The organism is Shimia ponticola (assembly GCF_007995215.1).
Lineage (GTDB): Bacteria > Pseudomonadota > Alphaproteobacteria > Rhodobacterales > Rhodobacteraceae > Shimia_B > Shimia_B ponticola.
Genome location: NZ_VCDK01000006.1, coordinates 170768 through 184341, shown reverse-complemented (window position 1 = coordinate 184341; position 13574 = coordinate 170768). Strand labels below are relative to the sequence as shown.

The following is a 13574-nucleotide window of genomic DNA, read 5'->3' as shown; positions in this document are numbered from 1 at the left end:
AGATCAGCGCTGCAGCTTTCGCATGGCGGCAGCGAGGAGGAGCCGCGAATATAGCGCATGAAATGGCAAAGAGGCCCGATAGGTGACCGGCAATCGATCCGTCTCAGACACCAAAGCCGACCCAAACCAAAGCCGTGTGCCTGAGACGGCCAACCACGTCCGCACCGGCGTATCAGGAACGCGCATGAGCAATTGGTTTTCGGTCCGATCTATCACATGCCAGACCGCGATGGTTTTAGCCTCTCCGCGAGCCAGCGACGCAACGTCCGCCGACGAAGAAGGGGCCTTCATTGCGACCGCCAGGATGCGCCTTTCGATCCGAAAGACCCAAGAGCCGAAGAAGGCCCCGATGCAGTCCTGCAAAGGGGCCTCTTTCCCGATGTCTGTTTCAAACGCATCCACATGACCCCGCCCGATATAACGCGACAAGAGCGCGTCCTTCGGGACCGGGATTTTGCGGACCGCCATCAGATGTGACGCTCGACCATCTTCTTCTTGATCGACGCAATCGCCTTCGCGGGGTTCAGACCCTTTGGACAGGTCTTGGCGCAGTTCATGATGGTGTGGCAGCGATAGAGTTTGAACGGATCTTCGAGATCGTCCAGACGTTCCCCGGTTGCCTCGTCACGGCTGTCTTCGAGCCAGCGGTTTGCGTGCAGCAGGGCTGCTGGCCCAAGATAGCGGTCGCCGTTCCACCAGTACGATGGGCAGGATGTCGAACAGCAGGCGCACATCACGCATTCGTAGTGACCATCCAGCTTCTTGCGGTCCTCGATGGACTGCTTCCACTCTTTGGCGGGGCGGTTCGTCTTGGTTTCCAGCCACGGCATGATCGACGCATGCTGCGCATAGAAGTGTGTCAGGTCTGGGATCAGGTCCTTGACCACGGGCATGTGTGGCAGCGGGTAAATTTTGACGTCGCCGTCGATTTCGTCCATGCCGTAGATGCAGGCCAGCGTGTTGATCCCGTCGATGTTCATCGCGCAGGATCCGCAGATGCCCTCTCGGCAGGAACGGCGGAACGTCAGCGTCGGGTCAATCTCATTCTTGATCTTGATCAGCGCGTCCAAAATCATCGGACCGCAAGTGTCCATGTCCACGAAATACGTGTCCACGCGCGGGTTCTCACCATCATCGGGCGACCAGCGATAGATCGAGAATTTGCGCAGGTTGGTCGCGCCTTCGGGCTTTGGCCATGTCTTGCCGACCGAAATGCGGGAATTCTTGGGAAGCGTGAGTTGGACCATTTCGAGCGGCCTCCTTACAGCAGGGCGAGTGTTGCGGACACCAAGCATTTTGCCGTGTCAGGGCGCTTGGCGATATCTAGAATTGTGGACACCGTAGCCTCGTCCGGGCCGGTGACCGATGCTTTGGCGATCGAGAACACCTCGGAAAGCGAGGCATTGTCGATGATGCAGTCGGTAGCCGCGCTGACATTGACACCGGGCAGACGGCTTTCGACCACGTCGTTGACGACCGTCTTGGCCTGATCACGGGCAATCTCTTCTGCGGATTTCTGAACGCCAGTTGCATTCAGACACCCACTGAGCAGACAAGCCGCAACAATCAGACCAGCGACACGCATCATTGCAGCGCCTTTGTGAGGCAGCCCTGGGTTTTCGGGCGGGTCATGATGTCGTTGACCAAGGCCATGTCGTCATCACCCAGATCACCGTCACCCAATGCGCGGACTTCACGCCGTTTGGCCGTCGTGACAACGCACTCGGTCAAGGCCGGTGCGAAGGCTTCCGTGCCTGCGTCGCCCTGCGCGCCGAGCGCTTCGGTCAATGCTGGCAAGACGGCGTCATAGGCCGCCTGCTGCACGTCCGACAGATCGGCGAACGCCGGTCCGGCGACCAGCATCAATGGCAGGGCAAGCGCGCGCATCAGTAGACGCGCGCCTTTGGGGCGATTTTCTTAAGGTCGATGCCACCGTCGTTGTGGCTGGTGAGCGGCTGTGTGACCACACCGCGATAGCCCAGCGACGCTGCGTTGCCTTTGAACCAGACAAGGCTGTGCTTGCGCCAGTTCTCGTCGTCGCGATCAGGGTAATCCTCGTGCGCGTGGGCTCCGCGGCTTTCCTTACGTGCGGCAGCGGCGGTGATGGTCGCAACAGCGTTTGGCATCAGGTTGGTCAATTCCAGCGTTTCCATCAGGTCCGAGTTCCAAACCATAGATGTGTCCGAGACTTTCAGGTCGCTGACCTTGCCTGCGACGCCTTCCATCTTCTCCTGACCTTCGGCCAGCGTCTTGTCGGTGCGGAAGACGGCCGCGTCTTGCTGCATCGTTTTCTGCATCTCAAGGCGCAGTTCAGCGGTTGGGACGTGTCCCTTGGCATAGCGCAGACCGTCAAAGCGGCTCAGCGCTGCCTCGACCGAGCGCTTATTAGCGGTTGGAACTGGTGTCGATGGATCGACGATCTCACCAGCACGGATCGCGGCAGCGCGGCCAAAGACCACAAGGTCGATGAGAGAGTTCGAGCCAAGGCGGTTGGCCCCATGGACCGATGCACAGCCCGCCTCACCTACGGCCATCAGACCCGGCGCAACGGCAGCTTCATCGGATTTCGTCGGTGCCAGCACCTCACCCCAATAGTTCGTGGGGATGCCGCCCATGTTGTAGTGCACGGTTGGCAGAACCGGGATCGGCTCTTTCGTCAGGTCGACACCTGCAAAGATGCGTGCTGATTCCGAGATACCCGGCAGGCGTTCCGCCAGCGTTTCTGGCGGCAGGTGGTTCAGGTGCAGGTGGATGTGATCGCCATCCGCGCCCACACCGCGACCTTCGCGGATTTCCATCGTCATGCAGCGCGAAACCACGTCGCGCGATGCGAGGTCCTTATAGGTCGGCGCATAGCGCTCCATGAACCGCTCGCCTTCGGAGTTGGTCAGGTAGCCACCTTCACCGCGTGCACCCTCAGTAATCAGGCAGCCTGATCCGTAGATACCTGTTGGGTGGAACTGCACGAACTCCATATCTTGCAGAGGCAGACCCGCGCGGGCCGTCATGCCGCCACCGTCGCCGGTGCAGGTGTGTGCGGAGGTCGCCGAGAAATAAGCACGTCCGTAACCGCCCGTCGCCAGAACCGTCATCTTGGCCTGGAACAGGTGCATGGTGCCGTCATCCAACTTCCAGCACAGAACGCCCTGACACTGCCCGTCATCCGACATGATCAGGTCGATCGCGAAGTATTCGATGTAGAACTCAGCCTGCTGCTTCAGCGACTGACCATAGAGCGTGTGCAGGATCGCGTGACCGGTCCGGTCGGCTGCGGCACAGGTCCGCTGCACCGGTGGGCCTTCGCCGAATTCGGTGGTGTGACCGCCAAACGGACGCTGGTAGATCTCGCCCTTTTCGGTCCGCGAGAATGGCACGCCGTAGTGCTCAAGCTCATAAACAGCTTTTGGTGCTTCCCGCGCGAGGTATTCCATCGCGTCCGTGTCACCCAGCCAGTCCGAGCCTTTCACAGTGTCATACATGTGCCACTGCCAGTGGTCCGGCCCCATATTCGACAGCGACGCCGCGATACCACCTTGGGCTGCCACGGTGTGCGACCGGGTCGGGAAAACCTTGGAAATACAGGCCGTCTTCAGGCCCTGTTCTGCCATGCCGAGCGTCGCGCGCAGACCTGCGCCACCCGCACCGACAACAACAACGTCATAGTCATGAACTTCATAGTCGTAAGCGGCCATGATCGGTCCTCCTTACCTGTGTTACAGTGCGATGCGCGCGATGGCGTAAACGCTCGCGGCAGCGGCAGCATAGCTGAGACAGATGGTGCCAAGGATCAGTCCCTTGCGCACCAAGCCATCGGTATAGTCTTCGATCAGCGCCTGAACACCGCCTTTGAAGTGCATCCAGCCGACAACCAGCGTCAGGCCAGCGACCACCGCCGGGAATGGGCGGGCAAAGTAGGCCACAACATCAGCGTGGGGCGCGCCCAGCATCGGTGCGAATGTCAGGATAAACAGCGGAACAAGGATTACGAGACCAAAGGACGATTTTGTCATCGACCAGAAGTGTTCTGTTCCGGCCTTCGCCGAACCCATTCCAATTGCGCGTTTGCGATCCGTGAGAAATGCCATGGTCAGCCCCCTTAAAGCGCAACTGCGATGATGATAGTCAGAACGGTCAGGGCCAATGAGCCAAAGATCATGATCCAGCCCATGAACTCGGCCTGCTCGACCTCAAGGCCATAGCCAGCATCCCAAATCAGGTGACGCACGCCGCCCAGTGTGTGGAACCACAGCGCCCAAGCGCTCAGCACCATGACGAGATTGCCAAACCAGCTCGTGATGACGGCGTCGGCTGTTGCATAGGCCTCTGGTCCGCTGGCAGCGGCAACAAACCACCACACAACCAACAGCGCTGCGACGATCAGGGCATTCCCGGTGATCCGCACAAAGATGGAAGTCATCGAGGTCATCTGCGGACGGTAAATCGTCAGATGCGGAGAGAGCGGGCGGTTGCCCCGGTTCACGTCAGCCATGGCTGCGGCTCCTAGCTTAGTCAGTGACAGTTATGCTCTTGAACCAGAAGGTTAGGTCTGAGTCACGCGTCGGGCCACTCGGAAATCGCGATGATTTGGCGCAGCTAGGCGGAATCTTGGCCATTGTGATCACAGTAACCACAACCGTGATCACGAAAAGGCCCGCAGCGATTGCGGGCCTTTGGAGTATTGTTTCTTGGGACTTTTGCGATCAGCTGCGGTTGCCCCGCAGCATGAAGAACAGACCGCCGGCAAGAAGCAGCAAGTGATACTGCATCGCGTAGAAGCCGCCGCCCCAATAGAACATGTAGATCACGCCAGCGACCACCGCTGTGATGGCGAAGCCCGACAGACGTGTGATCACATCGCCACCGATCTTGATCAGACCTGTGGCATTAAAGGACTTCACAGCACCGCCGATGATCAGGCCAGCGGCAGCCAGAACTTCGCCGAAAGCGGCCATTGCAAAGAGCCACAAGGGCAGTCCGTTACCGGCGGCTTGCTCGGCCATCTCCGGGAATTTCATAAAGCCCTGGTTCGCAATGATTGCGGCCAGTGGCAGGCGCAGAAACCAATGCGCCCAGGGCATCGTGATCGCGGGCAGAATGTTTCTGCCCGTTTGCACGAAGGTGTTCGTCGAAAAAGTCGTCATAACGTCCTCCGTTAGGATAAGTTTGGTTCTGCGGACCAAGTCTGCTGATGAACTTGGTGTGCAAACTTACCTGCTCAACGGATGGTTCCGCGACCAAATGTACCCATACGAAAACGTGAGCGGGCGTGTCCCCGCCGTGACCAAAAAGCCTCGCCAAAAGCGGGGCTTTCGCGCCTAAACAGGGATCAATGCCCAGTAGTCGAGATCCAGCAAAACACCAGGAAGGTACTTGCCATCCTCACCGCGCAATTCACCGGCTTTCGGACCTTTTGTCGCCACCAGCCGCAGGCGCAGCGCGCCAATACCCGGGGCAACCTCGGCCTTATCCAAAACTTCGGTCCACGCCCGCACGGTATCGCCTGCAAAGCACGGATTCGCATGCGCGCCTGCGTTGATCGCAACGATCATCTGCGCATTGGCCAGCCCGTTGAACGACAGCGTCCGCGCCATCGAAATCACGTGACCACCATAGATCAGTCGCTTGCCATCTTCGCGGTGGGTCGCGTCGAAATGCACCTTGGCCGTGTTCTGCCACAGGCGCGTGGCCATCATATGCTCGGCCTCTTCGATGGTCACGCCATCGACATGGTCGATCACTTCGCCAACTTCGTAGTCGCCCCAACGGTGCGGTTCGCCTGCGAGTTCGAAGTCATAGCCGTCAAAGGTCAGGCCCTCTGGGATCACGAGATCTTCGGCAGGCACAACCTTGGCCAGATCGGGCACAACGGCCTCTGGCGGTGGCGCATCGACATTGCCTTTGCGCACCATGACCCAGCGGACATAGGACATGACCTCTTCGTCCATCTGGTTCAGGCCGCGCGTACGCACCCAGACCACCCCGGTTTTGCCATTGGAGTTCTGCTTGACCCCAATCACCTCTGATTCAGAGCGCAGCGTGTCGCCCAGTTCAACAGGCTTCTTGAACACGCCTTCTGCGTAGCCCAGGTTAGCCACTGCGTTTAGCGACACATCTGGCACGGTCTTTCCAAAGACGACGTGAAACGCCGCCAGATCATCGAGCGGCGAGGCATCCAACCCACAGTTCTGCGCAAACAGATCAGATGAGTACAGCGCATGACGCGCAGGGTAGAGCGCGTGATAAAGCGCGCGCTCCCCCTCGGTCACCGTCCGCGGCACCGCGTGGCGGATCACCTGACCCACCGAATAGTCTTCAAAGAAACGGCCCGCGTTCGTCTTCATGGGTCAAAGCTCTCCTAGCTTGGTGTCCGGCGTATAGTCACCCGGCGCGTCCTTGGTCACGGCCTGGCCGCAGCGCATGACACCAGCGGTGGCGTCATAGGCATAGGTCGGATCACCATAGAGCGACCAACCCTCGTTGAGGGCCTTGGTGACCTTGTGGCAAAACTCCGACGTGTCGTCGGCTGTCAGAAATCGGTAGGCAATCATCCTGTCATCCTCCAAAGGGCCAGACGCCCAGCCAGATGTGAATGCCTGCAATAATGGCATAAAGGATAACGGCAATCACAATCAGACGGATTTCGGTGGCCATCGTCCCACGTTCGGGCGCGGTCCATGGTCCCTCTTGCGCATTGATCACGCGGGCCTGCACCACCGACCACAAGAGCAGCCCGCCGAATAGGACAATGGACGCCAGGTCTCCGTTCACCAGAAGGTGCGCAACCGCCCAGATCCCAAAGCCCGTCTGCTGCGGATGACGGAGTTTCGTGCCAAGCCATGCCTTCCCGCCTTTGGCCGCGCCTGCGCCATAAGTGTAGAATGCCAGCAGCATCAGGAGGTTGTTCAAATGGGTCGCCCAAAGTGGCGGGGTCCACACCGTGATGAAATCCGCACCACGATAACCAATTACCATGAGCACGACCGATGCAACGATCAGCCCGGCAACGAGCCCTTTGCCCGGATCGCCCAGCTTTGCCCGCGTATCCGGCGCTACACGTTTGAACAGGTGGGCCGCCCACCACAGGATCAGCCCAAGAATAAGAAGTGTCATTTAGCCCTCCAAAGCAGCAATCGCCTCTGCTTTGGCCAGCGTCGCGCGCGCGGTTTCAACATGCAAGTTTTCGACGATCTTGCCGTCCACAACAGCCACGCCCTGCCCGTCGGCCACGGCCTGATCGAAAGCCTCGATCTGACGGCGGGCCAGATCGACATCAGCCTCAGAAGGGGCGAACACATCATTCGCGACGGCCACCTGCGCCGGATGGATCAGCGTTTTGCCGTCAAAGCCCATGTCTCGGCCTTGGTTGCATTCCGCGCGGAGCCCATCTTCGTCCTTGAAGGCGTTATAGACACCATCCACGGCGACAATCCCGGCAGCCCGGGCCGCGAGCATGGACAGACCAAGCGCCGTCACCATGGGTTCCCGGTCTGCCCGCGCGCGGGTATTGAGGTCTTTGGCAAGGTCATTGGTGCCCATAACAAACCCCGCCATGCGCGGCGCCTGTGCAATCTCGAGCGCGTTCAGTGCGCCAAGCGGTGTTTCCATCATCGCCCAGATTTGCGTGTCCTTGGCCTCGGGAAAGGAGTCCAGACGCTTGGCCAAATCCTCGATATCCGCTGCAGAGTTCACCTTGGGCAGCAAAACCGCCTCTGGCCCGACCTTGGCAATCGTCGCCAGATCATCCTCCCCCCATTCGGTATCAAACCCGTTGATCCGCACAATCTGCGCCCGCGCGCCGTAGCCGCCTGCCGTCAGGGTCTGAGCCAGCAACTCGCGCGCTGCGGCCTTTTCATCCGGCGCCACTGCGTCTTCCAGATCAAAGATGATCGCGTCCACCGCCAGGGTCTTGGCCTTTTCCAGCGCGCGCTCTTTCGAGCCGGGGATGTAGAGAACCGAACGGTAAGGGCGGGTCGTCATGGCAGATTCCAGTCGTCGAGTAATTTTCTTGCGCGACCAATGCCAAGTCTTTGCAGATAGTTCAACAGAATTCGCGCCGCATCGCAGCGAAATTACGCAATTGCAGCACCAAAGTCGGAAACCTTGCCGCCCCCCTCCGCCTCATAGACCGCTTCATTAACCAGAATGACACCCTGTGTCCGCAGGCTTCCCGCCAAGTTACCCCGCCACTGCACACAGGAAATCGAAATGAAACTGAACCTCATGGCCCTGTCCGTCGCCGTCGCCGCCCTTTTCATCGCAACAAGCGCAAAAGCCCAGTCCAACTGCGCAGATCGCGCAATGGTCGTCGAACGGCTTGGGACGAAGTACGGCGAAACCCGGCAATCCGTCGGCGTTGCGGCCAATAATTCGGTGGTGGAAACCTATGCCAATGACGGCACCGGAAGCTGGTCGATCGTCGTGACCATGCCCAACGGCCAATCCTGTCTTGTTGCCTCAGGCATGTCTTACGAAGCCTTGGCCAATGCGGCACCGACCCCCGGCAACGACGCCTGATCAGGCTTCATCTTTCCCAAAATACTCGGGGGAGGCGCGCATGCGCCGGGGGCAACGCCCCCACTTTCCCTCCGTCTCAGGTCAGCGCGTCCCAAATCAACTTGGTGCCCGTCACCGTCAACAGCAGATAGGTGATGCGGAAAAACAGCCAGCTTGGGATCATGTTATGCAGCCGCACACCGGCCCATGAGCCCAAAAGCGCAAACGGAGCAAGGAGCGCAAATCCGATCCAGGTATCACGCGTAAACGCGCCCAGCGCTGCGTAGGGTCCGAACTTCATCAAGTTAATCGCCCAAAATATCAGGACCGTTGACGCCTGATACTTTAGCTTATCCAACCCCTGACTGAGCAGATACACCGCCACGGGCGGCCCGCCTGCATGGCTGACGAAACTGGTAAAGCCCGCAGCCAAGCCGGTCGTCAGCCCGACACCCGGCCCCAACCTTTGCTGCGGGTCGCGCACCCAACCGCGTTCCTTCGACAGTTGCCATGCCACGAACAAGAGCGACACCAACCCGATCAGGAACCGCAACAGATCCGCCGGGGCCACAGCCAAGAGCCACGCCCCGAGCGCCACACCTGGCACGCCGCCCAAGATGACCAGCTTGCAATCCTCCCACGACCATTTGCGCCAATAGGGACGCAAATTGGCCACGTCGATCAGCATCAAGAGGGGAAGAAGTAGCCCAAGGGTGACCGCAGGCGGGTAGGCGATCACCAGAATCGATCCGGCCGCGAATGCGGCCCCCGACCCGAAACCACCCTTGGAAATTCCGGCAAAGATGACGGCCGGGATCGCCAAGAGGAAAAACGTAAGGTCGAATGTAATCAATCAATTGCCCCAATGTTTGCGGCGAGACACGGCATACATTTGTATACACGCGCGCTCCTGCCGCAGTCGACCGCCCTTGCGCGGTACCGCCTAAATGCCTAAGCCTCGCGCCAAATTGCAACCAGCCGGAGACCTTCCCCATGGCTCGACCCAAGATTGCCCTCATTGGCGCAGGCAACATCGGTGGCACACTTGCCCACCTCGCCGCCCTCAAAGAACTTGGCGACATCGTTATGTTCGACATCGCCGAGGGCCTGCCAGAAGGCAAATCGCTCGACATCGCAGAATCCGGGCCGTCCGAAGGTTTTGACGCGTCGCTGAAAGGCACGCAGGACTATGCCGACATCGCTGGTGCCGACGTCTGTATCGTGACTGCCGGTGTTGCCCGTAAACCGGGCATGAGCCGCGATGACCTGCTGGGCATCAACCTCAAAGTCATGAAATCGGTGGGCGAAGGCATCCGCGACAACGCGCCAGACGCCTTTGTGATCTGCATCACCAACCCGCTCGACGCGATGGTCTGGGCGCTGCAGAAATTCTCGGGTCTGCCTGCAAACAAAGTCTGCGGCATGGCTGGTGTTCTCGACAGCGCCCGCTTCCGTCACTTCCTGTCGGTGGAATTCGACGTGTCCATGCGCGACGTGACAGCCTTCGTTCTGGGCGGCCACGGCGACACGATGGTCCCATCGGTGCGCTACTCGACCGTTGCCGGTATCCCTCTGCCAGATCTGGTGGACATGGGCTGGACCACGCAAGAGAAACTGGACAGCATCGTTCAGCGCACCCGCGACGGCGGCGCAGAGATTGTTGGCCTGCTGAAAACAGGCTCCGCCTATTACGCGCCTGCGACCTCGGCGATCGAAATGGCCGAAGCCTATCTCAAGGATCAAAAGCGCGTTTTGCCATGTGCAGCTTACTGCGACGGCGATCTCGGTGTGAAAGACATGTATGTCGGTGTGCCAACCGTGATCGGCGCAGGCGGCATTGAGCGGATCGTGAACATCAAGCTCACCAAAGAAGAGCAAGAAATGTTCGACACCTCGGTCAACGCCGTCAAAGGCCTCGTTGACGCCTGCAAAGGCATCGACAACAGCCTCGCCTGATTGCGTCACTGCTGACAATTTGACATCGTCGAAAGCGCGTCGGTCCGATCCGGCGCGCTTTTGCGTTTTCAGGGCAACTTCGGGGACAGATCATGGTCGACGGACCGAACAAACCCAAGCTGAAGCGGGAAGACTGGATCAACCTTGATGCCCCTGACCGGATCAAGGCCATCGGCCACCGAGCCTATGTCGGCGGGCATGGCCCACAAATCTGGTACGGCATCGGCAAGCGTCAGTACCATTACCTCGTCAGCCAAGGTTTGCGTCCGGATCACAAATTCCTGGATATCGCCTGCGGCAGCCTGCGGTTGGCTCAGTGGCTGATCCCCATGCTTAACACCGGCAACTACTTTGGTTTGGAGGCTGAACCAGCCCTTGTCCAAGCCGGGCTAGAGCAGGAAATGCTCTACGATATCGCGACCTTTAAGCAAGCCCGCTTTGGGTATGGTTATGACTTTGACTTCGGATTTGTGCCCGAATTCGACATGGCCATCGCGCAGTCCCTGTTCACGCATCTGACACCTGACGATATCTCTTTGTGCCTGACAAACCTTGCCAAGGTCGCAGGCCCGGAGAGTGTGCTGTTCTTCACCTACCACGAAGGGGAAGAAATGCGCCCCGACGGCCCAAGCCACGCGAACAAGACCTATCGCTACCCGCAGTCCACTATTGCCGAGATCGCGGCAAACTCGGGGTGGCACTGCGACTTTGTCGGCGATTGGGGTCATGAACGCGGACAGTTGATGGTCAAGGCGCGCCTCACGCAATAGGATGCCAGCCAATCGGGGACTGAAGTCACGATGAGTATGCTTTCATCCTTTCCCCAAACAACGCCTCGGGGTAGGCACCACCTATGAAATCCGTGCATTTCCATATTGGCCCGCACAAAACGGCAACGACCCGCATTCAGGCCTGCCTCGGCACCAAAACCGACGATCTGGAGCAAGCCGGGATAGGCTACCGCTCGGTCAAACAGATTTCGCGGCTGTTCAAAGGAAAACTTCAGGGTGCCGGTCTAGGTCGGATTTCGTTGGACGAAGCATATGAACACATCGCGCCGCGCCTCGACCAAGAGGAATGGCAGCATGACCGCCTGGTCCTGTCGTTTGAAAATGCCGTTGGAGTGTCGCGCCACACGTTGATCCCGGGTGATGGCGGATATGCACAACTGGAACGGCGTCTGACGCTGTTGGCCCGAGTCTTTTCAGAGCGCGATCTGACCGTGTTCCTTGCCGTCCGGCGATACGACAAATTCTTTGACTCCGCCTATTCCGAAGCCGTCCGCGCGCGCTTTGACCAACCGGCCCGCGCGCTTGGCACGTTTCTGGCCGAAGACCACCTGAGATGGCCCTCCTTTGTCGATCGCGTTCGCGCGATTTGCCCGGCCGCCAAGATCGTCATGTGGCAACACGAGGATTACCGCACGCACGAGGCTGACATCCTGGCCAGCTTGTCAGGATCGTCACGCGACATGTTTCAGACCGGTCTGCCAGAGGCTGACTACCGGGTGTCGCTGTCACGCGATGCGGTGACCGCCCTTTTGGCCGTTCATCCCTATACCGACTTCAAAAACCTCCGTTCCGGAGCGCAAGACATGGCCGAAGCGGTGGCTCAGGCGTTTCCTGTGACCACCGAAAATCCAGCGATTTCGCTATGGTCTGACGAACAGCGCGACCTGCTGAACGCGCGGTACTCCGAGGACCTTGCACGACTAAAGTCGCGGAAAGACGTTGAATTCCTGACGTTCTAGCGGCCTTAACCCGCCGCGATTCCCCCAAGGCTGCATCACATTGCGTAATTTTGTGATCACACTTTTTCTAGGTGTGATCACAAATGTGCGTTTTTCGGCGGGTGCGACGCTTTAGCCCTCTAATTCCATCTGACAAGGAGGCATTGTGCGGAAAAGACACCAGCGATTGGGACATTTCTTATGAATATCCACGAGTATCAGGCCAAGGCCCTACTGCGCAGCTACGGGGCTCCTGTCTCCGATGGTCGCGTGGTCCTGAAGGCCGAAGACGCCAAAACCGCAGCCGGCGAAATGGACGGCCCGCTTTGGGTTGTGAAGGCGCAAATCCACGCGGGCGGACGCGGTAAAGGGTCCTTCAAAGAAGCTGATGCTGGTGAAAAGGGCGGCGTTCGTTTGGCCAAGTCGGTCGAAGAAGCCGCTGAAGAAGCCAAGAAGATGCTCGGTCGCACATTGGTCACGCACCAGACCGGTCCTGCAGGCAAACAGGTCAACCGCATCTACATCGAAGACGGCTCCGGTATCGAGACCGAGATGTATCTGGCGCTGCTCGTCGACCGCGTGACATCTCGTGTGTCCTTCGTCTGTTCGACCGAAGGCGGCATGGACATCGAAGAGGTCGCCGCCGCGACCCCAGAGAAAATCCTGTCCTTCTCTGTCGATCCGGCCACCGGCTATCAGCCATACCACGGCCGCCGCGTTGCATTCTCGCTGGGTCTCAAGGGTGCTCAGGTCAAAGAATGCGTGAAGCTGATGGGCATCCTCTACAAAGCCTTCATGGAAAAAGACATGGAGATGCTCGAGATCAACCCGCTGATCATCACCGACGCGGGCTCGCTGAAAGTGCTCGACGCCAAAGTCGGCTTTGACGGCAACGCCGTCTACCGCCACGCGGATATCGCCGAGCTGCGCGACACAACCGAAGAAGACCCCAAAGAGCTTGAGGCCTCGAAATACGACCTCAACTACATCGCTCTGGACGGTGAAATCGGCTGCATGGTCAACGGCGCGGGCCTGGCCATGGCGACAATGGATATCATCAAGCTTTATGGTGCCGAACCTGCCAACTTCCTCGACGTGGGCGGCGGCGCGACCAAAGAGAAGGTGACCGAAGCGTTCAAGATCATCACCTCGGACCCCAACGTCAAAGGCATCCTCGTCAACATCTTCGGCGGCATCATGCGCTGTGACGTCATCGCCGAAGGCGTGGTTGCCGCGGTGAAAGAGGTAGGTCTACAGGTCCCGCTCGTCGTGCGCCTTGAAGGCACGAACGTCGAGAAAGGCAAAGAGATCATCAACACCTCCGGCCTGAACGTCATCGCAGCCGACAACCTGTCGGACGGCGCCGAGAAAATCGTAAAAGCAGTGAAGGGCTAAG

18 protein-coding genes are annotated in these 13574 nt (G+C 59.1%); 5 read left to right on the top strand and 13 right to left on the bottom strand.

Going from position 1 to position 13574, the window contains the following annotated elements:
- Window positions 1-3: 3 nt before the first annotated feature.
- The 12 genes from FE702_RS14450 to FE702_RS14395 form a co-directional block, all read right to left on the bottom strand.
- Window positions 4-468, bottom strand: a complete 465-nt coding sequence (locus tag FE702_RS14450; protein ID WP_147127034.1) for a hypothetical protein — start codon at window positions 466-468, stop codon at window positions 4-6.
- Window positions 468-1247 (bottom strand): succinate dehydrogenase iron-sulfur subunit, encoded by a 780-nt coding sequence (locus FE702_RS14445; protein WP_147127033.1) that lies wholly within the window; start codon window positions 1245-1247, stop codon window positions 468-470. Before FE702_RS14445 ends, FE702_RS14450 begins: the two co-directional genes overlap by 1 nt.
- 14 nt (window positions 1248-1261) lie before the next feature.
- Window positions 1262-1588 carry a succinate dehydrogenase gene (locus FE702_RS14440; RefSeq protein ID WP_147127032.1) on the bottom strand — a complete coding sequence of 109 codons (327 nt, stop codon included), beginning with the start codon at window positions 1586-1588 and terminating at the stop codon, window positions 1262-1264.
- Window positions 1585-1887 (bottom strand): hypothetical protein, encoded by a 303-nt coding sequence (locus FE702_RS14435; RefSeq protein WP_147127031.1) that lies wholly within the window; start codon window positions 1885-1887, stop codon window positions 1585-1587. Before FE702_RS14435 ends, FE702_RS14440 begins: the two co-directional genes overlap by 4 nt.
- A complete protein-coding gene (gene sdhA, locus FE702_RS14430; protein WP_147127030.1) occupies window positions 1887-3692 on the bottom strand; it encodes a succinate dehydrogenase flavoprotein subunit in 1806 nt (601 codons plus the stop codon). The genes FE702_RS14435 and sdhA overlap by 1 nt, the downstream gene beginning before the upstream one ends.
- 21 nt (window positions 3693-3713) lie before the next feature.
- Window positions 3714-4085, bottom strand: a complete 372-nt coding sequence (locus tag FE702_RS14425; protein WP_147127029.1) for a succinate dehydrogenase, hydrophobic membrane anchor protein — start codon at window positions 4083-4085, stop codon at window positions 3714-3716.
- Between the two features lie 11 nt (window positions 4086-4096).
- Complete coding sequence (sdhC, locus tag FE702_RS14420; RefSeq protein ID WP_147127028.1) at window positions 4097-4489, bottom strand: succinate dehydrogenase, cytochrome b556 subunit; 393 nt, start codon at window positions 4487-4489, stop codon at window positions 4097-4099.
- Window positions 4490-4700: 211 nt separating this feature from the next.
- On the bottom strand, window positions 4701-5141 hold the full coding sequence (locus FE702_RS14415; protein WP_147127027.1) for a DoxX family protein: 441 nt from the start codon (window positions 5139-5141) through the stop codon (window positions 4701-4703).
- Between the two features lie 174 nt (window positions 5142-5315).
- Window positions 5316-6341, bottom strand: a complete 1026-nt coding sequence (locus tag FE702_RS14410; RefSeq protein ID WP_147127026.1) for a MaoC family dehydratase — start codon at window positions 6339-6341, stop codon at window positions 5316-5318.
- Window positions 6342-6344: 3 nt separating this feature from the next.
- The gene (locus FE702_RS14405) at window positions 6345-6548 is read right to left on the bottom strand and encodes a DUF1737 domain-containing protein (protein ID WP_147127025.1); all 204 of its coding nucleotides are present in this window, start codon (window positions 6546-6548) and stop codon (window positions 6345-6347) included.
- Window positions 6549-6552: 4 nt separating this feature from the next.
- Window positions 6553-7110, bottom strand: coding sequence for an NnrU family protein (locus FE702_RS14400; RefSeq protein WP_147127024.1), 558 nt, complete (start codon window positions 7108-7110; stop codon window positions 6553-6555).
- On the bottom strand, window positions 7111-7977 hold the full coding sequence (locus FE702_RS14395) for an HpcH/HpaI aldolase/citrate lyase family protein (RefSeq protein ID WP_147127023.1): 867 nt from the start codon (window positions 7975-7977) through the stop codon (window positions 7111-7113).
- 228 nt (window positions 7978-8205) lie between these two features.
- On the opposite strand from FE702_RS14395, the gene FE702_RS14390 reads away from it, so the two are divergent.
- Window positions 8206-8514 (top strand): hypothetical protein, encoded by a 309-nt coding sequence (locus tag FE702_RS14390; RefSeq protein WP_147127022.1) that lies wholly within the window; start codon window positions 8206-8208, stop codon window positions 8512-8514.
- A 76-nt stretch (window positions 8515-8590) separates the two neighbouring features.
- Here FE702_RS14390 and FE702_RS14385 read toward each other — a convergent pair whose 3' ends face one another.
- Window positions 8591-9346 (bottom strand): sulfite exporter TauE/SafE family protein, encoded by a 756-nt coding sequence (locus FE702_RS14385; protein ID WP_147127021.1) that lies wholly within the window; start codon window positions 9344-9346, stop codon window positions 8591-8593.
- A gap of 140 nt (window positions 9347-9486) precedes the next feature.
- Here FE702_RS14385 and mdh point away from each other — a divergent pair, with 140 nt between their 5' ends.
- From mdh to sucC, 4 genes are all read left to right on the top strand, one after another.
- Window positions 9487-10449 (top strand): malate dehydrogenase, encoded by a 963-nt coding sequence (gene mdh, locus FE702_RS14380; protein ID WP_147127020.1) that lies wholly within the window; start codon window positions 9487-9489, stop codon window positions 10447-10449.
- Between the two features lie 92 nt (window positions 10450-10541).
- Entirely contained in the window at window positions 10542-11219 is a 678-nt protein-coding gene (locus tag FE702_RS14375; RefSeq protein WP_147127019.1) for a class I SAM-dependent methyltransferase, read from the top strand.
- Window positions 11220-11302: 83 nt separating this feature from the next.
- Window positions 11303-12199 carry a hypothetical protein gene (locus tag FE702_RS14370; protein WP_147127018.1) on the top strand — a complete coding sequence of 299 codons (897 nt, stop codon included), beginning with the start codon at window positions 11303-11305 and terminating at the stop codon, window positions 12197-12199.
- A gap of 180 nt (window positions 12200-12379) precedes the next feature.
- On the top strand, window positions 12380-13573 hold the full coding sequence (sucC, locus tag FE702_RS14365; protein WP_147127017.1) for an ADP-forming succinate--CoA ligase subunit beta: 1194 nt from the start codon (window positions 12380-12382) through the stop codon (window positions 13571-13573).
- The last annotated feature ends 1 nt before the right edge of the window (window position 13574 follow it).